Here is a 21,438-nt window from a genome sequence, read left to right on the forward strand (position 1 = left end):
GGAACGCGCTTTCAGGCGGCGTTGGCTCCTATCCGATCGTCCGGGAGGGAGGAGGTGTGGGGCCCGGCACTTCGGCCGGGGCGACGAATTAAGAGACTTGTGTAGGCGCAGATTGGTTCGTGCGGAGGCGGAGACTGGGCAGCCCTGCGTCTTCGCGGATTTCCAACCTTCAAGCCATCATGGAAAAAGGCGGCCCTGCCGTGTGACAGGACCACCTTTTCATGCCGGTAAGGGCGCTTACTTGACACCGTTCATCCAGTGCTTGAGCGGCCAGCTCAGCAGGAACAGGACGCCGCCGCACACGATCGCGGCCCAGCCGATCGTCCAGAACACGCTGATATAGCTGTTCAGGCTGACCTGCAGGTTCGTCACCTGGCCACCCACCGTCTCGACGCTGGCGAACTGGGCGACGACGCCGGCGACATATTGTGCGCAGCTGATCGAGAGGAACCAGACGCCCATCATCAGGCCGACGATCCTGGCGATCGACAGCTTGGTGATCATGCTGAGGCCGACCGGCGAGATGCACAGCTCGGCGAGCGAGTGAATCAGGTACAGGCCGGCGAGCCACCAGATCCCGACCTTGAAATCGGGACCGGCGAATTGCGAGCCCCAGACCAGGAACAGGAAGCCGAGGCCGACCCCGGCAAGCGCGATCGCGAACTTGATCGGGATGCTCGGCTCCAGCCCGCGCCGCGCCAGTGCGGTCCACAGCACCGACAGGATCGGCGCGAAGAGCACGATGAAGAAGGCGTTGAAGAACTGGGTCTGCCCGGCGGAGATGGTGAAAAGGCCGAATACCGACAGGTCGGTGTTGCGATCGGCGAACAGGGTCAGCGACGACCCCGCCTGTTCGAACAGCGTCCAGAAGACGACGTTGAACACGATCAGCACCATGGCAGCGAACATCATCTGCATCTCGACCTTCGTGCCGACGCGGGCCGACCAGATCAGGATCGCCGGCACGCCGAGCAGGAAGGTGCCGAACAGCAGCTTGCCCATGATCGGGAGCGACGCGAGATAGCCGATGAAGCCAGCGCCCTCGGCGGGCGGGGCTGCGTTCATCAGGTTGTTGAACAGGAACAGGATGACCGGGATCGAAACCAGCGCGCCGATATAGATGACCATCGAGCGGTTGGGCGCATCGCGCGGCGGCTCGCCATAGCCGCGCAGACGACCGCCATCGAACTGGATCAGCGCCCAGGACGCCAGCATGCCGATCGCGGCAAGGCCGAAGCCTGCCCACCAGCCGACATATTCCTGAAGGAACGGGCAGAGCAGCTGGGAGAAGAGCGAGCCCAGGTTGATGCCCATGTAGAAGATGGTGAAGCCGCTGTCGCGGCGTCGATCACCGGGTTCGTAGAGTTCGCCGACCATGGTGGAGATGTTCGGCTTGAAGAAGCCATTGCCCATCGTGACCATCGACAGACCGGCCAGCAGGATCATCGTGAAGACCCAAGACCGGTCTGCGCTGAAAGCGAGGCCGCCCTTTTCCAGGGTCCGCGATACGGTGCCGTCCGGGGCTGTCAGCTGGATCGTGCCGTCCTGCTGGCCCTTGATCGCCAGCCGGCTGCCATTGCCGTCGACGATATATTGCTGCTTGTCGGCGCTCGCCTTGTCGACGACCACTTCATAGCGCTGGCCATCCATCGTCGCGAACGGCTTGGCTTCCTGGCCCAGGCCGGCACCGATGCTGAGCGTCAGATAGCCCAGCGACATGATGATCGCGCCGAACTTCACCGAGCGCTTGGCGCCCAGATAGCGGTCCGCGAGCAGGCCGCCGATCAGCGGGGTGAGGTAGACCAGCGCGGTGAAGCCGCCATACAGGCCATTGGTGGTACGATCGTCGAACAGGAAATAATTGGCGAGATACAGCGTCAGCAGTGCGCGCATCCCGTAATAGCCGAAGCGTTCCCACATTTCGGTGGTGAACAGTCGCGCCAGCTGGCGTGGATGGCCGAACCAGGTATTCTCCTTTGCAGGATTGATGTGGCTGATATCCGGTTCCGCCGGATTGTCGGCTGTTGGCGTGTCGACCATGCAGTGAATTGCCCTTTGATAAACGCTCTGTCCCGGCGCTCGTGGCCGGCGAATGGCGGCGGAGACTAGACGGAAAGCGCCGGCTGTAAAGCTAGGGGATTGGCGTGCCACAGGTCACCGCCTAGACGTCGCGGCATGTTCAACGACCGCACCACGCCGCTCGATCTGCTTCGCACCCGCCGCTCGGGCAAGCCGCGCGACCTGGCCGAGCCGGGGCCGACTCTGGACCAGCTGCACGAGATGGTCGCCATCGCCGGGCGGACGCCCGATCACGGCAAGCTGTTTCCCTGGCGGTTCGTGATCGTCCCGCCCGAGGCGCGCGAGACACTGGCGACCAGTCTCGGCGAGATCTTGATGGCGGAAAAGGACGGCTGCGGCCCGCGCGACGTGGAGGCGGCGCATCAGTTCGCGACCCAGGCGCCCGCACTGGTCGTGGTGCTGTCCGCGCCGGTCGTCGGGCACAAGGTGCCGGCATGGGAACAGGAGCTGTCGGCGGGTGCGGCGTGCATGAACCTGCTCCACGCCGCGCATGCCATGGGGTTCGCAGGCGGCTGGCTGACCGGCTGGGCCGCCTATTCGGATGCGGTGCGCGACCTGTTCGGCGCGGCGCCGCAGAAGATCGCCGGGTTCGTGTTCATCGGCACGCCCTCGCGGCCGCTGGAGGAGCGGCCGCGACCGGTGCTGTCCGAAATCGGACGGGTGTGGTCGCCGCGGGACTAGACCTCGATCCGAATCGGTGTATTATCGAGGCATGACAGCGCTCGATCATGACGATAGCCCGGTTTATCTGAAGCTCCGCGCGACGATCGCAGCGGCGATCCTGCGGGGCGAATATCGCGCCGGCGACCAGCTGCCGTCGGTCCGCGCGCTGGCCGCCGAACATGGTGCCAACCCGCTGACCGTGGCCAAGGCCTATCAGACGTTTCAGGACGAGGATTATGTCGAGGTGCGCCGCGGCGTGGGGATGTTCATCCTGCCGGGTGCGGTCGAGCGGTTGCGCGTTGCCGAACGCGAGCGGTTCCTGACCGGCTACTGGCCGCGCGTGCGCGATCACATCGCGCTGCTCGGCCTGAGCGTCGAGGAACTGCTGGACCGCGAACTGGCCTGAGGCGATGAGCGACGCGGTGCAGCCCGCATCGACTGCGCCGGACAAGGCGTCCGGCGACTCCTGGGCCTCGACGATCCGGTTCGTCGTGCTGCTGGTGGTCGGGGTGTTCACCTTCCAGACCGTCGCCGCCAAGCCCTTCTACATCCCCTCCAGCTCGATGATGCCGACGCTGCGCACCGGCGACCGGCTGGTGGTGAGCAAATATCCCTATGGCTGGTCCTATGCCTCGCCCTCGATCCATGGCGCCACGCCGATCCCGGGCCGGCTGTTCCCCGGCATGCCGAAGCGCGGCGATATCGTCACCGTCGCCCGGCTGAGCGACGGTGCCGATCTGATCAAGCGCGTGATCGGCCTGCCCGGCGACACGGTCGAGGTACGTCACAGCATCCTGTACCTGAACGGCAAGCCGGTACCGCGCGGGCCGAAGCGCATGCTCGACCTGCCGGTCGATGCCAACCTGCCGTGCGACGGCCGGCTGGAGTCGTTCCGGACGGTCGCGGCGGACGGGACCGCGGTGTGCCGCCTGCCGACCTATCGCGAGACGCTGCCGGGTGGCGCCAGCTACGACACGATCGACCTGGGCGACGGCGACCTGCCCGGGGGCTTCTTCAGCGTGGCGGACATGTATGCGCCGGTGACGGTTCCGGCGGGCCATGTGTTCCTGATGGGCGACAATCGCGACGAGTCGGCCGACAGCCGCTTCCCGCTGTCACGCGGCGGGCTGGGCGGCCCGGTGCCGGTCGAAAGCCTGGGCGGGCGGGCCGAGTTCATCACCCACAGCTATGATGGCAGTGCCTCGCTGCTGAACCCGATCAGCTGGGTGTCCACCCTGCGCAGCGGTCGCTCCGGCGTAAGTCTGCGGCCGACGCAGGATTGAGGTGCTGACGTGAGGTTGGACGAAATCGACATTCGCACCAGTTCGGTCACGATGTACCTGCGGTATTTCAAAGATAAGGCGTAATATCACCCCCGGTTGATTTGCGGAGGTGTCATCATGTCGAACACAAGAGCGCTTCGCCGTTCGGCGATTATACTTTCGACCTCTGTCGTCGGTCTGTTCGCGATATTGTCGGTCAGCCCCAACAAGGCTGCGGTGCCCGAGGCTGTGCAGGCGCAGATCTGCGTCAATCCGGCGCCAATTCCTGCCGGGTTCGATTATCCCCAAGCGCAGCCCGTGGTCGAAGGATGGGTGAGCCGGCGAGACGAGGCGCGGGCACGCGAGCATGGCTGGTATCTGTGGGCGGCGCTGAACACCCAGGCGGCGGGGCAGCCCGTCTGGCGCAGCTGGTGCACCTCGACCCAGGCCTTTGCCGGCAGTGGGCCCTCGCCCAGCCCGAGCCCAAGTGGCGGTGTGGGTGGCGACGGCACCGCGCTCAACATCGGGCCGATCGCCCAGCCGGCGACGCTGCCCATGCGAACGCGCAAGTTCCTGAACGGCGCCGAGCCGATCAACTTCCCGGTGGCGCCGGTCTATGCGCTGCCCGACGCAGTGCTGCGGCGCTACGCCGGAACCGGCTGTATCGCCACGTCGTCCAGCGGCGTCGCATCGCTGGTCGATGGCCCGAGCTATGAGAATAACGGCGACATCATGATCGCCGGCGTCACCTACAATCAGACGGCCTATGACTGGATCCGCAGCCAGAATCTGTATCGCACCGGCACTTTGTCCCGGATGATACCGCCGGCGGGGATCACCGCACAGATGCCGGCAATGCCGCGCGGATCGGTCGTCCTGAAGCCGATGATGTGGCCGGTCGCGCGCGGCGGCTTTACTGCGCTGCCGGTCTGGGACCATCCGCCGTCGGACGATGACCGCTATGCCGGTTACGAGATCCAGTCGAAATGGCCTCGCGCGGTGGCACTGACCACCACACCTCAAGCATTGGTTCGGCCTGCATCGGTGACCTTCCTGCACGGCGTCACGATGGATGGTGAAGCGCTGGGCCCGAACACCTATCAGCGGCCACTGGTCGTGGGCACCGACCGTTTCTATCGCTCGACGCCGGATCTGGCGACGATGCATGCCTGCGATCGCGCGATCCTCGATGCCTCGGCCTGGTGGGCCTATGGCCGGATGTTCGAGCAGGGCGACCAGTTGGTGATGGTCGCGATGCACATCATGACGAAGGAGCAGCCTGCCTGGACCTTCCAGTCGGTATGGTGGCACGACCGCGCGGATCAGGGTCCCTATGCGGCCAATCGTCCGAACATTCCGGTTTCTCAGGCACCGGGGCCGTGGCGGAATTATCTGATGACCTCGACCTATGGCATTCCCGCCGCGCCGGGAGGGAGCACATGGCCGGTCGCCTATAATCCCTATATCGAACTGGCGGCCGATCACCCGATCGAAACCAACTGCATGAACTGCCATCACCGGGCAGCATTTCCCAATACGACTACGCCGCCCAAGCGCCAGTCGAGCTATCTGCAGAAGGGCGGGCCGGGCGCGCTTGACATTTACGACCAGCGCAACCCGATCTTCTACGGACTGCTCCAGGTCGATTCGATGTGGGCGATCAGCGACCGGGTGCCGAGCCCGCCATCAAGTTCGATGCCCTAGGCGTCTCCAGGGTGCCTCTACGCGGCGAAGGCGTCGGCCTCGACGGCGTAGAGTGCATCGGCAGGCGCCAGTGCCGCGGCCTTGAGGCCCAGCGCCTCGGGGACGATCTGCTCGACGTGGAAGCGGGCGGCAGCCTGCTTCATCGCCAGGAAGGCGGGGTCGCCGTCGGACCGGGCGGCGATGCGGCCCGACTCTTCCATCAGCCAGCCGCATACCGCGGTCGAGAGCATGGTGAGAAACGGATAGCTCGCCGCCAGCCGGTCGTCGGTCGATGCGGCCAGCAGATGCTGCGCCACTTCCTCGCAGGCGTCGATCAGGCGGATCAGGTTCGCATCCTCCGCCGCGCCGCGCATGTCGGCGATCAGCGCGAGCAGGGTGGCGCCATTGTCCATGCTCAGCTTGCGCCCGACCAGGTCGGCGGCCTGGATGCCGTTGGTGCCTTCGTAGATCGCGAAGATGCGCGCGTCGCGGTAATGCTGGGCGGCTCCGGTCTCCTCGATATAGCCCATGCCGCCATGGACCTGGATGCCGAGGCTGGCGACCTCGCTGCCGATATCGGTGGCGTGCGCCTTGGCGAGCGGGGTTAGCAGTTCGACGCGGGCCTTGGCGGCGGCGTCGCCGACATGGGCGCGGTCGAGCTGGCCAAAGGCGTAATAGAGCAGCGCGCGTGCAGCCTGCGTTTGCGCCTTCATCCGCATCAGCATGCGGCGGACATCCGGATGCTCGATGATCGCGATCGGATCGCGACTGGGCGCGCCGGCGCGGGCCGACTGAATGCGTTCTCGGGCATAGGCGACGGCACGCTGGGTCGCGCGCTCGGCGACCTCGACGCCCTGCAGGCCGACGTTCAGGCGGGCGTTGTTCATCATCGTGAACATCGCGACGATCCCGCCCATTTCCTTGCCGATCAGTTCGCCGACACAATCATCATGATCGCCGAACGACAGGACGCAGGTGGGCGAGGCGTGGATGCCCAGCTTGTGCTCGATCGAGACCACACGAACGTCATTGGCCTCGCCCGGGCTGCCATCGGCATTGAGACGGTATTTCGGGACGAGGAATAGCGAGATGCCCTTGGTCCCCGCCGGCGCACCCGGCGTGCGGGCCAGCACGAGGTGGACGATATTGTCGGCCATGTCGTGGTCGCCGAACGAAATGAAGATCTTGGTCCCCTTGATCGACCAGGTCCCGTCGCCGCGCGGCGTCGCCGTGGTGCGCAGCGCGCCGACATCGGACCCGGCCTGCGGCTCGGTCAGGTTCATTGTCCCGGTCCATTCGCCGGTGGCCAGTTTCGGCAGATAGAGCTGCTGCTGCGCGTCGCTGCCATGATGGACCAGCGATTCGATCGCGCCGACGGTCAGCATGGGGGCAAGCGCGAAGCCGATATTGGCGGTGCCCAACGTCTCGATCACCGCGGTCGCCAGGCTGACCGGGAGGCCCTGCCCGCCGAATGCGACCGGTGAGCCGATCGTGCCCCAGCCGCCCTCGACATAGGCCTTGTAGGCGGCGGCGAAACCCTCCGGCATGACCACGCCCTGCTCGGTCCATTTCGCGCCGACGGTGTCGCCGATCCGCTCGAGCGGCGCCCATTCCCCTTGCGCAAACTGGCCGGCGCCTTCCAGAACCGCCTCGACCAGGTCGGGCGTCGCCTCGTCCGAAAGTTCGGCGATGCGGGCGATATGATCGAGGACGAAGCGCTGCTCGGCGATGGCGGGCGTGAAGGTCATGCATCCTCTCTCTTGTCGGCGTCTTGCCGGGCCTATAGCCCCGGATCGGTGAGCGCGACAAATCCTCGAATCTTACCCTACGGCACGGCGGCGATCGAGGAAGCCGCGCGGCTGATCGCCGAGGGCCAATGCGTCGCGGTGCCGACCGAGACCGTCTATGGCCTGGCCGCCGACGCGACCGAGTCGCGGGCGGTTGCGGGGATCTACGAGGCGAAGGGGCGTCCCTCGTTCAACCCGCTCATCGTCCATGTGCCCGACCTTGCCGCGGCGGAGCGGCTGGCGGAGTTTTCCGAGGTTTCACGGGACCTTGCGCTGCGCTTCTGGCCGGGGCCGCTGACGCTGGTCCTGCCGGTGCGCGCCGATGCCGGCCTGTCGTCGCTGGTGACCGCGGGGCTCGACACGGTCGCGATCCGCGTGCCGCGCCACCAGGCGATGCAGGCATTGCTCGCAGCCACCGGGCGACCGCTGGCCGCGCCTTCGGCCAATGCCAGCGGGTCGATCAGCCCCACCCGCGCGACGCATGTCGCGGCGAGTCTGGCGGACAGAATCCCACTTGTGATTGATGACGGGCCGACGCACGCGGGGCTGGAATCGACGATCGTGCGCGAGCGCGACATCCTGCGCCCGGGTCCGCTGACCGCCGAAGAGCTGTTTCCCGACGAGGACCGGCCGGCCGACCTGCCGGAGGCGAAGCGGCCGGGCGAGGTGGTCGCGCCGGGACAGCTCGAAAGCCATTATGCCCCCGCCAGTCCGGTGCGGCTGGAGGCGACCCGGGCGCGAGACGGGGAGTGGCTGATCGGGTTCGGCGCGATCGCCGGCAACGATACGCTGTCGGCGAGCGGCGACCTGGTGGAGGCGGCGGCGAAGCTGTTCGACGCGCTCCACCGTGCGGATGCCAGCGGGGCGCCATCGATCGCGGTGGCGCCGATCCCCCGGCAGGGGATCGGCATCGCGATCAACGACCGTTTGCGCCGCGCCGCCAGCCCGCGCTGAGGCAGGCCTGGATCAGGCCTGTGCCTCGGCGGCGCGCTTGCTGCGCGCGGCGAAGCTCTTGCGCAGCTTCTGCAGCTTGGGCGGGATCACCGCCAGGCAATAGGGATTGCTCTGACCTTCGCCTTCCCAATATTGCTGGTGATAATCTTCGGCCGGCCACCAGGTGCCGAGCGGCTCGATCGTGGTGACGATCGGTGCGGGCCAGTCGGGCTGCGCGCGCGCGATCGCTGCCTTCGCCTCGGCTTCCTGCTCGGGCGAGTGGGGAAAGATCGCCGAGCGATACTGAGTGCCGATATCGTTGCCCTGGCGGTTGAGCTGGGTCGGGTCATGCGTCGCCAGGAACATGTCGAGCAGTTCGCCATAGCTCAACTGATCGGTGTCGAAGGTGACGCGGATCGCCTCGGCATGGCCGGTGCTGCCCGAACAGACTTCCTTGTAGGTCGGGTTTTCCTTGCTGCCGCCGATATAGCCGCTTTCGACCGACTGGACGCCGATCACGTCTTCGAACACCGCCTCGGTGCACCAGAAACATCCGCCTGCCAGCGTCGCGGTCTCGATTGCCATGCGCTACTCCTTGCCAATGCCGCCTAGATAGGGTTGGGCGGCGCAGGAGCAACAGTGGAGCGGAAGATGCAGCGCGGTACGGTACTGGTCACGGGCGGTGCGGGCTATATCGGTAGCCATGCGGTGCTCGCACTGCTCGATGCGGGATGGAATGTCGTGGTGTACGACAATCTGTCGACCGGCTTCACCTTCCTGGTCGATCCGCGGGCCACGCTGGTGCAGGGCGAGATCGAGGACGAGGCGCTGATGCGCGCGACGCTGCGCGAACACGGCGTGGTCGCGATCATGCATTTCGCCGGCTCGATCATCGTGCCGGAATCGGTGAGCGATCCGCTCAAATATTATCGCAACAACACGGTCGCCAGCCGCTCGCTGATCGAGAGCGCGGTCGCGTCGGGGGTGAAGCATTTCATCTTCTCGTCGACCGCCGCGACCTATGGCATGCCCGAGATCGTGCCGGTGGCAGAGGATATGCCCAAGCTGCCGATCAACCCGTACGGCACGTCGAAGCTGATGACCGAGATGATGCTGCGCGATGTCGCGGCGGCGCATGACTTCAACTATTGCGCGCTGCGCTATTTCAACGTGGCCGGCGCCGATCCGCAGGGCCGCTCGGGTCAGTCGACCGCGGGCGCGACCCATCTGATCAAGATCGCGGTCGAGGCGGCGATCGGCAAGCGCGACCATGTGACGGTGTTCGGGACCGATTACGATACGCCCGACGGTACCGGAGTGCGCGACTATATCCATGTCAGCGACCTGGCGGCGGCGCATGTCGACGCGCTGAGCCTGCTGATCGATCGTCCCGGCGAGAGCCATACGCTGAATGCCGGCTATGGCCGCGGCTATTCGGTGCTCGAGGTGCTCGATGCGGTGGACCGGGTGACCAACCTGCATATCGAGCGCCGCCTGGACGCGCGCCGGCCGGGGGATTCGGGGACGCTGGTCGCCGACAATAGCCGCATCCTCGCGACGCTGCCCTGGCGGCCGCAGCGCGACGATCTCGACGGGATCGTCAAGGATGCGCTCGCCTGGGAACGCAAGCTGACCGAGATCCGCGGACAGGATTGAGCGAACCGGACCGGTGGCCGGCACATCCCGCACTGGATACGAGATGTGCCAGCCGGAGTGAAGGCCGTCAGAGCGCCAGTCGTGCGGTCAGGCGGATGTCGCGGCCGGCGAGCGGGGCATAATCCTTCAGCACGCTGGCGTGGCGGCGCGCCTCGACGTCGAAGATGTTGTTCGCCGACAGGGTGAAGCTGGTGTGCCGCGGACCCCAGGGGCTCCACGCGACCGACGCATTGACGAAGGTGAAGCCGTCGGTCCGCGTCTCGAATGCGGCCAGGCGATCCTGCTCGAAGCTGTGCTCGACCTCGACCCGCGCATTGAGCTGATCGGACTGGGCCTCCAGCCCACCCATGATGCGCAGCGGCGGGATCCGCGGGGCGGGACCTTCGCCCACGATCGTCGCATGGACCATGTCCGCCATCGCATCGGCGTTGATCGAGAAGCCGCCGGCCCGGGCCAGCCGCTTCGACGCCTCGATCTCGAAGCCATAATAGCGGGCATCGGCCTGATTATACTGGAATACCGGCAGGTCGTCCTCGATCTCGCCGGTGGGCGCGTCGTAGATGAAGCCGTCATACCAGCTGTGATAGGCACTCGCCGCCAGGCTCCAGCCATCGCCCGACCCTTTCAGCGTCGCCTCGACGCCCCAGGCCTTTTCGGTGCCGAAATCGGGATTGCCGATCTCGAATGCCTGGGTGCCGGCATGCGGCCCATTGGCGAACAGCTCCTCGGCCGAGGGCGCGCGTTCGCTGCGCGACACGTTCACGCCGAAACGGACGCGCGGCGCCAGTTCGTAGCTGGCGCCGAACGACGCCGACAGCGTGTCGAAACGACGATCCGAATCGGGATTGCCCAGGTCCGAATCGGCAAAGGCGCGGACCGCCGAATGCTCATACCGCAGCGCGGCCTCGGCCTTCAGCGCACCGGCATCATAGGATTGCAGGGTGAACAGGCCATAGCGGTTGCTGCGCGTCTTCGGCAGGAACTTCTCCTCGCCGTCGATGTGCATCGCCTTGGTCGCGAACTGCGCGCCGATCAGGCCGTCCCAGCCGCCGCGCGCGACCTGGACCAGTTCCAGCCGGCCTTCATAGCCCTGATTGAAGAAGGTCGTGCCGACCTCTCCAGTGTTCTCGATCTCGCTGTGCTGATAATCGGCCGCGCCCAGGCGCAGGCGCAGGTTGCTGAAGATGCTGCCCCCGGTGTTCACCTCGCCGCGAATGTCGACGCGAGTCTGCTTGACCTGAAGCTGCACCGCCTCGGCCTCGACGGAGGGATCGAGCGAATAGCGGATCGGGACGCCGTACAGGCTGTCATAATGGCTGACGGCGAAGCCGAGATTACCGCCCTCGTTGATCACCGCCGCGCCGCCGGCGACGTTCCAGGTGCGTGCCGCGGTGTTGGGAACGGTGCCGCGCAAGTCGGCGAGCTCGGCGATCTCCGGATCGGCGCTGGCAGCCGCCTGGGCGCGCAGCGCGGGGGACAGGACATAGTCGCCGGTCTTCATGTCGTCCGTCTTCGACCAGCTGCCATCGGCGTGGACGACCAGCCCGCCGGTGACGGGCACATCGATCACGCCCGACACGGCGCGCTCGTTCGCGGCGGAGCCATAGGTTGCGATGCCATCGGCATGCAGCGGCATCTCGACGTGGCGCGGGATCCGGCTGTCGAGGACGTTGACGACGCCGCCGATCGACGACGGCGCGAACAGCAGTGCGGCCGGACCGCGCAATATCTCGATCCGGTCGGCGGTCAGCGGATTGATTACCGCCGCGTGATCGGCCGAGGTGTTCGACACGTCGATGCTGCCGATGCCGTCGGTCAGTACCGGCGCCCGATCGCCGGTGAAGCCGCGCAGCACGGGCTTCGACGCATTCGGACCGAACGAGGTCGCGGACACGCCGGGCTGCGACGCCAGCGTCTCGCCGATCGTCGGACGCAGGCTGCGGGTCAGTTCCTCATTGGCGAGCACTGCGGTGCCGCCGAGCAGGTCGTTGGCCGATCGCGCGCGGGTGCCGGTGACGACGATCTCCGAATCGGGCTGGTCATGATCGTGCGCATGGTCCTGGGCCTGCTGGTCGGCCGGCGTCGCGGTTGCGTCCGCCGCCGGGTCGTTCGAGGCAACGCGTTCCTCGGCATGGGCGGGCAGGGCGATGAAGGCGGCGGTGGCAAGCAACAGGCTACGGATCATCAAATACGCACTCTTGTTCGGGAAGATGCGCGGGCGATAGACGCGATGATATAAGGTATCAACCTTGAATGTCGGCTGGCGAGAAAAGTCCTCGATGACTGATGCATCCGCGCAACCCCGACCGCGTTTGGCGGGCATGGACGTGACGATCGGTACGGCAGGCTGGAGCATTCCACGCCAGGAGGCGGCGTCATTCCCCGATGACGGTTCCGCTCTGGAACGCTATGCGCGCATCTTTCGCGGCGTCGAGGTGAACTCGTCCTTCTACCGGCCGCACCGGCCGGCGACCTGGGCCCGCTGGGCGGCCAGCGTCCCCGACGGGTTTCGCTTCTCGGTGAAGATGCTGAAGGCGATCACGCACGAGGCGCGGTTGGTCGATGCCGAGGCGCTGATCATCGACTTCGCCTCACAGATCGAGGCGCTGGGATCGAAGCTGGCGGTCGTGCTGGTTCAGCTTCCGCCCAGCCTGGCCTTCGATCCGGCCATCGCCGAGCGCTTCTTCGCCAGCGTCGCGATGGCGATCCCCGCGCTGATCGCCTGCGAGCCGCGCCATGCGAGCTGGTTCACCGACGAGGCGGACGCGCTGCTTGATCATCACCAAGTGGGGCGAGTTGCCGCCGACCCCGCAATCGTACTATCCGCGGCCGAACCCGGCGGTTGGCCGGGGCTGGCCTATTGGCGCCTGCATGGCTCGCCCGCCATCTATCGCTCGCCCTATGACGCGGCGGCGCTGGCGCATTATGCGCAGCGGATCGAGGCTGTCGCGAGCGCCCCGGCCACGTGCTGGTGCATCTTCGACAATACCGCATCGTCCGCGGCAACCGGAAACGCGCTCGACCTCGCCGCGCGACTTGAGGTCGCTGGTTCCGGACCGGTCAGCGGCGGTCGCTGACCAGGCGGATGTCCTTGCCCAGGATCGTTTTCACATAGATGCGCTGGATCGCGACATAGACCACCACGGTGATCGGTGCCGCCAGCAGCACGCCGAGGAAGCCGAAGACGGTCCCCGCGGCGACCACCGCGAACAGCAGCACTGCGGGCGGCACGTCGACCGCCTGCTTCTGGATCATCGGTTGCAGGAAATTGCCCTGCAGCTGCTGGATGATCAGGAACAGGCCGATCGTCCACAGCGCGGTCGCCGGCGAGACGGTGAAGGCAAGCAGCACGGCCGGGATCGCCGCGATGATCGGGCCGACCATCGGGATGACGTCGAGCAGGCCGGCGATGATGCCCAGGCCGCCGGCCGCGGGTACGCCCAGCAGCGCGAGTCCGGCCCAGGTGAGGAAGGCGACCAGCACCGACGAGACCGCCTGGCCCATCATCCAGCCCTGAAGCCCGTGGGCCATGTCGTCGAGCGACCGGTCGACCACCGGCTCGACCCTGCGCGGCATCAGCAGCAGCAGTCCGCGGCGATAGACGGCAGGATCGCTGGCGATGAAGATCGCGCCGACGAACACCAGCACGAAATCGGCGACGCCGCTGCCCGCCGCCAGCACATAGCCGCCGGCCTGCGACATCAGCCGCGATACATCGCTGCTGCCCTTGTCGAGCAGTTCGCGCACCCCTTCGCTGACGCCGAACCGCGCGAGCAGCGCGTCGACCTGGCTGATCGCGGGGGGAATGCTCTTCACGATCGTGTCGAACTCGCCGGCCATCTGGGTGCCGAACAGGGTGAAGGCGCCAGCGAACACGCCGATCAGCGCGAGGATTGACAGACCCAGCGCCAGCCCGCGCGGCATGCGGGTCGCGGCGGTGACCCGCGTCGTCAGCGCGCTGAAGATCACCGCCAGGATCAGCGACGCAAAGACCAGCATGAAGAAGCGGGTGAGCTCCACGAACAGCCACGCGACCCCGACGATTGCAATGATCGTCACCGTCGCCGCGGCGATCCGTGCCGGGCGGAAGCCGGACTCGGCCCCTGCGGGCCCGGCGGGCGCAGCGACCGGTTCCACCGGCGGGGCCGCCGTCGGGTCGCCTGTCGGTTCGGTGATCGGATTCGTCATGGATCTGCCCCCCGCGTGTCGGTCAGACCCGCTTGTAGATAAAGTACCACACTTCGTGACCCTTGCGACGCGCTTTGGATTCATAGCGTGTCTGGGGCCAGTCGTCGGGGCGAACGAGGAAGTCGGCGGGTCGTTCCGCCTGCCACACGAAATCGCGCCGCGCGTTCATCACCATCATCGACCAGCGGCAATAGGTCGGGTCGTCGGTGCCGAGACGGAACTCCGCCCCCGGCTTCAGCTTGCGCGCGATCATGTCGACCGGGCCGTGATTGACCATGCGCCGCTTGGCATGGCGTGCCTTGGGCCAGGGATCGGGATGGAGCAGGTATAGCCGGTCGAGGCTGGCATCGGGCAGCCGCTCGAGCACCTCCAGCGCGTCGCCCATGTGCAGGCGGACATTGGTCAGCGCGTCGTCGCGGATATGGTTCAGCGCGCCGACCACGCCATTGAGGAACGGCTCGCAGCCAATAAAGCCGTGATCGGGGCGCATCCGCGCCTGGCCGGCGAGATGCTCGCCCGATCCGAATCCGATCTCGAATTCGAGCGGACGATCGTTGCCGAACAGCGTGACGGCGTCGAGCGGCCCGTGGTCGGGCACGCTGAAACGGGGGAGCGCGTCCTCGACCAGGGCTGCCTGCCCCTCGCGGAGCTTGTGGCCCTTGCTGCGGCCATAGAGGCGGCGCAGCGTGGTGGGGTCGCCGGGCTTGTGTGCGGTCATGCGCGCGGCACTAGCGCGCTGGCCGGGGGAAGCAAGGTTGGCGTGCCGCGAGAGGCCGTCTGAACCCGCAAGAGAACGGCCCAGAAAAGCGAAACCCCCGCCGCGGCGGGCCGCGACGGGGGTTCGGTGTTTGGGCTTTATCGCCGATCAGGCGGCGAGCGCTGCCTTCAGGTCGTCGACCAGGTCGGTCTTCTCCCAGGGGAAGAAGTCGCCCTCTGCCTTGCGGCCGAAATGGCCATAGGCGGCGGTGCGCTGGTAGATCGGCTTGTTCAGGCTCAGATGCGTGCGGATCGCGCGGGGGGTCAGGCCGCCCAGCTTCTCGATACCCTGGATCGCGGCTTCGATCCGGTCGTCGCCGACGGTGCCGGTGCCGTGGGTGTCGACATAGAGCGACAGCGGCTTCGAGACGCCGATCGCATAGGCGAGCTGGATCGTGCAGCGCTTGGCGAGGCCGGCCGCGACGATGTTCTTCGCCAGATAGCGGGTGATGTACGCCGCCGAGCGGTCGACCTTGGTCGGATCCTTGCCCGAGAAGGCGCCGCCGCCATGCGGAGCTGCGCCGCCGTACGTGTCGACGATGATCTTGCGGCCGGTCAGGCCGGCGTCGCCGTCGGGGCCGCCGATCTCGAACGAGCCGGTCGGGTTGATGTGATATTCGGTCGCATCCGACAGCAGCTCGGCCGGGAGCACGTCGGCAACGACGCCCTTCACATAGGCCTTCAGCTCGGCTTCGTTGTCGCCCTGATCATAGCCCTTGCCATGCTGGGTCGAGACGACGATCGCCGTCGCGGCGACCGGCTTGCCGTCCTCGAAGCGCAGCGTGACCTGGCTCTTGGTGTCGGGCTCGAGGAACGGCGCGGCGCCCGAATGGCGGTCGGCGGCCATGCGCTCCAGGATCTTGTGGCTATAGTCGAGCGTCGCCGGCATCAGGTCCGGGGTCTCGTCGCAGGCGAAACCGAACATGATGCCCTGGTCGCCCGCGCCTTCGTCCTTGTTGCCCGATGCGTCCACGCCCTGCGCGATGTGCGCCGACTGCGGGTGGAGGTTGTTCTCGAAGCGCAGCGTCTCCCAGTGGAAGCCGTCCTGCTCATAGCCGATGCGCTTGACGGTCGCGCGGACGGTCTGCTCGACCTCCTCCTGCACGCCCGGGGCCCAGTTGCCGGCCTCATCCATGATGCCCTTGCCGCGGATTTCGCCGGCGAGGACGACCAGCTGGGTCGTGGTCATGGTTTCGCAGGCGATGCGCGCCTCCGGATCCTTGGTCAGGAACAGGTCGACGATGGCATCGCTGATCTGGTCGGCGACCTTGTCCGGGTGACCCTCGGAAACCGATTCGGACGTAAAGAGATAGCTGGAACGCATGGAATATCCTCTAGGTGGGAGAGGAAAGCCCGGGCCGTTGCCATGCCCATATAAAGCTTTCCTTATATCAGCATCGAGCCCTAGCGGCGGGCGCGCCGGATGGCAATCGCAATCATCAGGAACAGCGCCGCGACGATCGCCGCCATCCAGTTGCCCAGGCGGCTGAACGGGGTCGGCGGCAGCGGGCGCGGCATCGGTGCTTCGGCGGCGCCCTCCTGGCCCGGCGGGACGAAATCGACCAGCCTGCCATGCGCGTCGATGATCGCGGAGATGCCGGTCGGCGTGGCGCGCAGGATCGGCACGCCCTCCTCGATCGCGCGCATCCGCGCCTGCGCCAGATGCTGGGGCGGGCCCCAGGTACCGAACCAGGCGTCGTTCGAGGGGTTGAACAGCATGTCGGGGCGGTTGGCGGGATCGACGACCTGGCCCGAGAAGATGATCTCGTAGCAGATCTGCATCCCGATATTGCCAAAGCCCTGGACCGGGAGGGTGCGCGGGCCGGGGCCGGGGACATAATCGACATCGCCCATTACCAGTCGCGCCAGCCCCAGCGGCGCCAGCAGCGTGCGCATCGGCAGATACTCGCCATAGGGCGTCAGATGCGCCTTGTCGTAGCGCGGGCCGAGCATGCCGTCGGGGTCGACCGACCAGATCCCGTTGCCGACACCGGTCGCATTGCCCTGCTGGTCAACGAACAGCGCGGTGCCGCCGATCAGCACGCGATCGTTCGGGCCGAGCCCGCTGGCGATCTGGGCACGGACGGCGCGCGGGTCGACCCGGTACCAGTTGCGCGGATAGCCATCCTCGACCCAGTCGTTGACCATGCCCTCGGGCCAGACGATCAGCCGGGGCCGCGCACCGGCGCGGCCGCTGCCCCAGACGAGCCGGGAGAGCAGGCGTGCATTATAGTCCGGCGCACCGACCGCTTCCTGCCCGATATTGGGTTGGACCACGCGGACCAGGCGTGTCGCATCCGCTGCGGGAACGGCCGGGACGATCAGCCGTGCGGCGATCCCCAGTGCGCCGATCGCGATGGCGAGAGCACCCGCCGCGCGATAGTCGCGCACGAAGGCGAGATAGAGCACGCCCGCCGCCACGATCATCACGCCGGACAGCGCATAGGTACCGACCAGCGCGCCAGCCTGGGCGATCGCATGGAGCGGCAGCCAGGCGACACCGAGCGGATTCCAGGGATAGCCGGTGAAAATTACGCTGCGCAGCCACTCGGTCAGGATCCATGCGGCGGCCGCAGCAAGGACGAAAGCGGCGTCGGCCCCCTGCCACCCGGCGCGCGACGTGACCTGGCGCGAGAAGCGCCAGGCGAGCCCCATCGCCATCGCGGGATACAGCGCCAGGAACAGCGACAGGACGACGACCGCGAAATAGCCGAGCACCGGCGGCATCTTGTCCTGAAAGTCGAAGGCGTGCTGGATCCAGTTGTTGCCGACGGTGAAATGACCCACTCCGAAGATCCAGCCGCGCAGCAGCACCGCTTTCAGCGTCGGCGCCTCGTGCGTCAGCCACAGCAGCACGGCCAGCCCCAGGATCAGGAGCGGCCACAGGTTGAGCGGCGCGAAGCCGGTCGCGGAGGCCATGCCGGCGACCAGGGCGATGAGGAGGGGGCGGGAAGACATCGACGCCGCCTTACATGATCCTCCCCCTCGGGGTGAAGATCGGTTAGGGGCATTCGCCATGTCGTCGCTACGCCCCTTCCATCTGGCCTTCCCGGTCCATGACCTGGCAGCCGCCCGCCACTTCTACGGTGCCGTGATGGGTTGCCCCGAGGGGCGCTCGTCCGATCACTGGATCGACTTCGACCTGTTCGGCCACCAGATCGTGGCGCATCTCGATCCCGGCGCCCATCCAGTCGCGGTCGAGAATTCGGTCGATGGCCATGACGTGCCGGTGCCGCATTTCGGCGTCGTGCTGACGATGTCGGACTGGCAGTCGCTTGCCGATCGGGTCGAGGCGGCCGGGATCCCGTTCGGCATCGCACCGCATATCCGCTTCCAGGGACTGCCCGGCGAACAGGCAACGATGTTCTTTCGCGATCCCAGCGGCAACGCGCTGGAGTTCAAGGCGTTTGCCGACGACGCGAAGCTGTTCGCCACGGAGTGAGTTGAATGCCCGAACCGATCAAGGTCGATATCCCGCACAAGCTTGGCCGCGAGGTTGCGAAGACGCGCATGGCCGGCGGGGTCGGCAAGCTCGCCGATATGGTCCCGGGCGGCGGGACGGTGCAGCATCGCTGGGACGGCGACACGCTCCACTTCACGCTGAATGCGATGGGGCAGACCATCGCGAGCAAGGTCGAGGTCTTCGACGCCCATGTCCATGCCGAAGTAGACCTGCCGCCGATGTTGATGCTGTTTGCCGGCAAGGTGCGCGACAAGTTACTGCAAGTCGCGCCCAAGCTGCTCAAGTAAACAGGATGAGCCGGGTCCGTGGCAGGTGCCGACGGAACGGGCGCTTGTCTGGCGGGTTGTCTGCCGCATGCCTCGCTGGGTCCACCGGATGTTTTCCAGTCGCCGCCTCGCTCTGGCGGCGGTTGGGATGACATCGGTTGCCGCCCTTGGCAGTCTGGGCGGGCTCGTGCTGGGCAATTACACCGTCGCGGGAACCGCGATCCCGAGCTACCGGCCGGTCGAAGCCGTTGCCAGTGCGCCGATGCGCGAGCCCGATCTGGCCGAACGCGCGGCGACCGAAATCTTCGGAGAGTCGCGCACGGCGTATCGCCCGGCCAGCTATGTACCGGCCTCGGATCAGGCGATGCCCGCCTTCGATCGATAGGCGGGGCATCGCGCGCGGTTGCCAAAGTCGCCAAGGGCGGCTCTTAGACGCGTTCCATCCGATTATTTCGAGGCCCGGACTTGCGCACACTCGTCATCGAAACTGCAACTGCCGCCTGTTCGGCTGCGCTGGTCGAGGATGGCGTGGTGATCGCGTCGCAACATGAGGTGGTGGGCCGCGGCCATGCCGAACGGCTGGTGCCGATGATCGCCTCGCTCCCGGGCGATGGGCGCGCCGACCACATCCTGGTCGATTGCGGACCGGGCAGCTTCACCGGTGTCAGGGTCGGGCTTGCCGCGGCGCATGGGCTGGCGATCGGCTGGGGCGCGACGGTGTCGGGCTATTCCTCGCTCGCGCTGATCGCTGCCCAGGCGTTCGCGGCGCGTCCCGGCCTTTCGCAGCTTGTCGTCGTGCTGGAGGGTGGGCATGGCGAGGTATTCGTCCAGCCCTTCGGTGCTCCTTTCGCTGCGCAATGTGACCTTGCGTCGCTCACGCCCGAAGCTGCGATTGAAGCGTTCGGCGCGCGCCCGGCTTTCGGCAATGGCGTGCGGTTCCTGCAGGCGCTGGATCCGACGCTCGATCTGACCGAGATGCTGCCCCGCGCGGCTGACGCGCCATTGCTTCCACCCGATTTCGCCGATCTTTCGCCTCGGCCGATTTATGGCCGCGCGCCCGATGCGAAGACGCTGGCCGAGCGGGGGCTGGCATGAGCGTGAACTTCGTCGAGCTGCGCGAGGGCGGGGCCCAGGATGTCTCGGCCGTCGCCGCGATCATGCAGGATGCGTTCGACCCGCGCTTTGGTGAGGCCTGGACCGCTGCGCAGTGCCTTGGAATGATGGCGCTGCCGGGCGTCTGGCTGGTGATCGCCAGCCTCGACGACCAGGATGTCGGGTTCGCCCTGTCGCGCGCCGCGGGACCCGAGGCCGAACTGCTGCTGCTGGCCACCCGACGTTCGGCGCGCGGCAGGGGGGTGGGGTCCGCCCTGCTGCGCTCGGTCATCGCCGAGGCCAAAGCACGCGGGATCGAAGATCTGCATCTGGAGGTGCGATCGGGCAATGACGCAGTCCGGCTGTACCAACGCGAAGGCTTCGCGAAGGTGGGGGAGCGGTATCATTACTATCGCGGACGCGACGGCAATTCGTACGACGCGCATAGCTACTCGCGAAAATTAACCTGATTTCCGCAACCGGTTCACGCGCGGGACTTGCGTTCGGTCCGTTTTGGTCCGATAGCGCCGCGTTGAGGTGGCACTTAAAACAACACCCCGGGTCGAAGGAAATTAGTCGAAATGGAAAACCAGAACGATATGCAGGAAACGCTGGTAACGCTGACCGCCGATATTGTCGCGGCTCATGTCAGCAACAACAGTGTTGCAGTGTCGGATCTTCCCGTGCTTATTCAGAATGTTCACGGTGCCCTGTCCGGTCTCGGAACCGTCGCACCTGAACCTGAGATTAAGCAGGAGCCCGCCGTCTCGGTTCGTTCGTCGGTGAAGCCCGACTACATTGTCTGTCTCGAAGACGGCAAGAAGCTGAAGATGCTCAAGCGCCACCTGATGACCCATTATCAGATGACGCCGGAGCAGTACCGCGCCAAGTGGAACCTGCCCGCCGACTATCCGATGGTCGCACCGAACTATGCCGAGCAGCGCCGTAGCCTGGCGAAGAAGATCGGTCTGGGCACCAAGCGCCGCAAGCGCTGATCCGCATCGTCTGATCGACACAGCATGAGGCGCCGGCCCGGCACATTGCCCGGGCCGGCGCTTTTGCATTCTGGCTTGCCCTTTCCCCGGCGGCCTCAAGTCGCTACATCGGCGGCACGTTCCAAGCCGGAAGGACTCATGGCCCGAAAGATCGATCTCGAAGCGCTTTGCCACGAAAAGGGCCTGCGCATCACCGAACAGCGCAAGGTGATCGCCCGCGTGCTTTCGGACGCCGACGACCATCCCGATGTCGAGAAGGTCTATGAACGTGCCTCCGCGATCGATCCCGGCATCTCGATCGCAACGGTGTACCGCACCGTCCGCCTGTTCGAGGAAGCGGGCATTCTCGACCGCCACGATTTCGGTGACGGTCGCGCGCGCTACGAGCCCGCGCCCGAAGCGCATCACGATCACCTGATCGATGTCGAGAGCGGCAAGGTGATCGAGTTCGTCGATCCCGAGCTGGAACAGCTGCAGAAGCAGATCGCCGAACGGCTGGGCTTCCGCCTGGTCGATCATCGGATGGAGCTCTACGGCGTCAGCCTCGAACGCAAGAACTGACGGCCCGTTGGGGGACGGGCCGCCCGACCGGAGCGACGCGAAGGCGACGGTGCG

The 21,438-nt window shown here is 66.5% G+C and carries 22 protein-coding genes; 14 read left to right on the forward strand and 8 right to left on the reverse strand.

All coding sequences use genetic code 11. The features are described 5' to 3' along the window. Nucleotides 1-237 precede the first annotated feature (237 nt). Nucleotides 238-2,040, reverse strand: a complete 1,803-nt coding sequence (locus ACZ1H8_RS11120) for a peptide MFS transporter (RefSeq protein WP_465177262.1) — start codon at nt 2,038-2,040, stop codon at nt 238-240. 135 nt (nt 2,041-2,175) lie between these two features. On the opposite strand from ACZ1H8_RS11120, the gene ACZ1H8_RS11125 reads away from it, so the two are divergent. The 4 genes from ACZ1H8_RS11125 to ACZ1H8_RS11140 all read left to right on the forward strand — a co-directional run bounded on the left by ACZ1H8_RS11125 (nt 2,176) and on the right by ACZ1H8_RS11140 (nt 5,708). Beyond that, a complete protein-coding gene (locus tag ACZ1H8_RS11125; RefSeq protein WP_465177263.1) occupies nt 2,176-2,760 on the forward strand; it encodes a nitroreductase family protein in 585 nt (194 codons plus the stop codon). 31 nt (nt 2,761-2,791) lie between these two features. Then, the gene (locus ACZ1H8_RS11130) at nt 2,792-3,148 is read left to right on the forward strand and encodes a GntR family transcriptional regulator (protein ID WP_346246114.1); all 357 of its coding nucleotides are present in this window, start codon (nt 2,792-2,794) and stop codon (nt 3,146-3,148) included. 4 nt (nt 3,149-3,152) lie between these two features. Then, nucleotides 3,153-4,025: a signal peptidase I gene (lepB, locus tag ACZ1H8_RS11135; protein ID WP_465177264.1), complete on the forward strand. Its 873-nt coding sequence runs from the start codon at nt 3,153-3,155 to the stop codon at nt 4,023-4,025. A gap of 117 nt (nt 4,026-4,142) precedes the next feature. Beyond that, complete coding sequence (locus ACZ1H8_RS11140) at nt 4,143-5,708, forward strand: hypothetical protein (RefSeq protein ID WP_465177265.1); 1,566 nt, start codon at nt 4,143-4,145, stop codon at nt 5,706-5,708. Nucleotides 5,709-5,725: 17 nt separating this feature from the next. Here ACZ1H8_RS11140 and ACZ1H8_RS11145 read toward each other — a convergent pair whose 3' ends face one another. Further along, entirely contained in the window at nt 5,726-7,435 is a 1,710-nt protein-coding gene (locus tag ACZ1H8_RS11145) for an acyl-CoA dehydrogenase (RefSeq protein ID WP_465177266.1), read from the reverse strand. A gap of 48 nt (nt 7,436-7,483) precedes the next feature. Between ACZ1H8_RS11145 and ACZ1H8_RS11150 the strand changes: the two genes are divergently transcribed. Then, a complete protein-coding gene (locus tag ACZ1H8_RS11150; protein WP_465177267.1) occupies nt 7,484-8,428 on the forward strand; it encodes an L-threonylcarbamoyladenylate synthase in 945 nt (314 codons plus the stop codon). Between the two features lie 12 nt (nt 8,429-8,440). On the opposite strand, the gene msrA is transcribed toward ACZ1H8_RS11150, so the two are convergent. After that, nucleotides 8,441-8,992, reverse strand: a complete 552-nt coding sequence (gene msrA / locus ACZ1H8_RS11155) for a peptide-methionine (S)-S-oxide reductase MsrA (RefSeq protein ID WP_465177268.1) — start codon at nt 8,990-8,992, stop codon at nt 8,441-8,443. Nucleotides 8,993-9,058: 66 nt separating this feature from the next. Here msrA and galE point away from each other — a divergent pair, with 66 nt between their 5' ends. Beyond that, entirely contained in the window at nt 9,059-10,063 is a 1,005-nt protein-coding gene (gene galE, locus ACZ1H8_RS11160; protein WP_465181384.1) for a UDP-glucose 4-epimerase GalE, read from the forward strand. Between the two features lie 67 nt (nt 10,064-10,130). On the opposite strand, the gene ACZ1H8_RS11165 is transcribed toward galE, so the two are convergent. Then, nucleotides 10,131-12,248 (reverse strand): TonB-dependent receptor, encoded by a 2,118-nt coding sequence (locus ACZ1H8_RS11165; protein WP_465177269.1) that lies wholly within the window; start codon nt 12,246-12,248, stop codon nt 10,131-10,133. Between the two features lie 136 nt (nt 12,249-12,384). On the opposite strand from ACZ1H8_RS11165, the gene ACZ1H8_RS11170 reads away from it, so the two are divergent. Beyond that, nucleotides 12,385-13,140 (forward strand): DUF72 domain-containing protein, encoded by a 756-nt coding sequence (locus ACZ1H8_RS11170; protein ID WP_465177270.1) that lies wholly within the window; start codon nt 12,385-12,387, stop codon nt 13,138-13,140. On the opposite strand, the gene ACZ1H8_RS11175 is transcribed toward ACZ1H8_RS11170, so the two are convergent. The 4 genes from ACZ1H8_RS11175 to lnt form a co-directional block, all read right to left on the reverse strand. Then, nucleotides 13,124-14,251 (reverse strand): AI-2E family transporter, encoded by a 1,128-nt coding sequence (locus tag ACZ1H8_RS11175; protein ID WP_465177271.1) that lies wholly within the window; start codon nt 14,249-14,251, stop codon nt 13,124-13,126. The two genes, ACZ1H8_RS11170 and ACZ1H8_RS11175, sit on opposite strands and share 17 nt — an antisense overlap. 22 nt (nt 14,252-14,273) lie before the next feature. Then, nucleotides 14,274-14,969, reverse strand: a complete 696-nt coding sequence (gene trmB / locus ACZ1H8_RS11180; RefSeq protein ID WP_465177272.1) for a tRNA (guanosine(46)-N7)-methyltransferase TrmB — start codon at nt 14,967-14,969, stop codon at nt 14,274-14,276. 147 nt (nt 14,970-15,116) lie between these two features. Then, nucleotides 15,117-16,331: a methionine adenosyltransferase gene (metK, locus tag ACZ1H8_RS11185; protein ID WP_465177273.1), complete on the reverse strand. Its 1,215-nt coding sequence runs from the start codon at nt 16,329-16,331 to the stop codon at nt 15,117-15,119. Between the two features lie 80 nt (nt 16,332-16,411). Further along, a complete protein-coding gene (lnt, locus tag ACZ1H8_RS11190) occupies nt 16,412-17,965 on the reverse strand; it encodes an apolipoprotein N-acyltransferase (RefSeq protein WP_465177274.1) in 1,554 nt (517 codons plus the stop codon). A 58-nt stretch (nt 17,966-18,023) separates the two neighbouring features. Between lnt and ACZ1H8_RS11195 the strand changes: the two genes are divergently transcribed. The 7 genes from ACZ1H8_RS11195 to ACZ1H8_RS11225 all read left to right on the forward strand — a co-directional run bounded on the left by ACZ1H8_RS11195 (nt 18,024) and on the right by ACZ1H8_RS11225 (nt 21,384). Then, on the forward strand, nt 18,024-18,449 hold the full coding sequence (locus ACZ1H8_RS11195) for a VOC family protein (protein ID WP_465177275.1): 426 nt from the start codon (nt 18,024-18,026) through the stop codon (nt 18,447-18,449). A 5-nt stretch (nt 18,450-18,454) separates the two neighbouring features. Further along, complete coding sequence (locus ACZ1H8_RS11200) at nt 18,455-18,757, forward strand: polyhydroxyalkanoic acid system family protein (RefSeq protein WP_465177276.1); 303 nt, start codon at nt 18,455-18,457, stop codon at nt 18,755-18,757. A gap of 127 nt (nt 18,758-18,884) precedes the next feature. Then, nucleotides 18,885-19,121 carry a hypothetical protein gene (locus ACZ1H8_RS11205; RefSeq protein WP_465177277.1) on the forward strand — a complete coding sequence of 79 codons (237 nt, stop codon included), beginning with the start codon at nt 18,885-18,887 and terminating at the stop codon, nt 19,119-19,121. A gap of 80 nt (nt 19,122-19,201) precedes the next feature. Further along, the gene (tsaB, locus tag ACZ1H8_RS11210) at nt 19,202-19,831 is read left to right on the forward strand and encodes a tRNA (adenosine(37)-N6)-threonylcarbamoyltransferase complex dimerization subunit type 1 TsaB (RefSeq protein WP_465177278.1); all 630 of its coding nucleotides are present in this window, start codon (nt 19,202-19,204) and stop codon (nt 19,829-19,831) included. Next, nucleotides 19,828-20,298 carry a GNAT family N-acetyltransferase gene (locus ACZ1H8_RS11215; RefSeq protein ID WP_465177279.1) on the forward strand — a complete coding sequence of 157 codons (471 nt, stop codon included), beginning with the start codon at nt 19,828-19,830 and terminating at the stop codon, nt 20,296-20,298. Before tsaB ends, ACZ1H8_RS11215 begins: the two co-directional genes overlap by 4 nt. A 111-nt stretch (nt 20,299-20,409) precedes the next feature. Next, complete coding sequence (locus ACZ1H8_RS11220) at nt 20,410-20,823, forward strand: Ros/MucR family transcriptional regulator (RefSeq protein WP_465177280.1); 414 nt, start codon at nt 20,410-20,412, stop codon at nt 20,821-20,823. 138 nt (nt 20,824-20,961) lie between these two features. Further along, a complete protein-coding gene (locus tag ACZ1H8_RS11225; RefSeq protein WP_346246096.1) occupies nt 20,962-21,384 on the forward strand; it encodes a Fur family transcriptional regulator in 423 nt (140 codons plus the stop codon). Nucleotides 21,385-21,438: the final 54 nt, after the last annotated feature.

This window comes from Sphingomonas sp. BL-S-25 (assembly GCF_055521555.1).